Source organism: Burkholderia sp. AU4i, assembly GCF_000466765.1.
In the GTDB taxonomy this organism is placed as follows: Bacteria; Pseudomonadota; Gammaproteobacteria; order Burkholderiales; family Burkholderiaceae; genus Burkholderia; species Burkholderia cepacia.
This window is the reverse complement of sequence record NZ_ASSI01000478.1, coordinates 1-507: the sequence shown is the minus strand read 5'-3', so window position 1 is coordinate 507 and position 507 is coordinate 1. Positions and strand designations below refer to the sequence as shown.

Genomic DNA, 507 nt, shown 5'->3' with positions numbered 1-507 from the left:
CGACATCAGTTTCGCGAGATCGTCGGTATGCGCGACGATCGCGGCATGCCATGCGCGCAGGATCGCCGCCCGTTCGCGGGCGGGGGTCGCGCGCCATGCGGGCAGCGCGCGTGCGGCCGCGTCCGTCGCGGCGCGCGCGTCGGCGGCGCCGCTGTCGGGTGCGTGCGCGACGATGTCGAGCGTCGCGGGATCGACGACGTCGAAGCGACGGCCGTCGAGCGCGTCGCGCCACGTTCCGTCGATCAGGTTGGCGGTGCGAACGAGTTCGGTTCGGGACAGCGTAAGCGGCATGACAGGTCCTTGGAGGAAGCGGATCGGCGAAGGCGGAGGCGCGGGCGCGCGACTACCCCGCGCGGACAGCACGTTGCCGCGTTCGGGGGTGCCGCAGGCCGCCCGTCAGTGACGTTCGCCGAACAGCGATTCGAGCGGGTAGTGCCGTTTGACGAACGGCGATTTGATGATCACGTAACTGAAATACTTCTCGATGCCGATGTTCTGCTCGAGCAG

1 protein-coding gene and 1 pseudogene are annotated in these 507 nt (G+C 69.0%); both read right to left on the bottom strand.

Annotation, left to right across the window (positions count from 1 at the left end):
- On the bottom strand, positions 1-291 hold a 291-nt coding region (locus L810_RS43650), incomplete at its 3' end, for an aldehyde dehydrogenase family protein (protein ID WP_042978535.1).
- Positions 292-396: 105 nt separating this feature from the next.
- A pseudogene (locus L810_RS43645) lies at positions 397-507 on the bottom strand (Lrp/AsnC family transcriptional regulator); the annotation flags it as partial.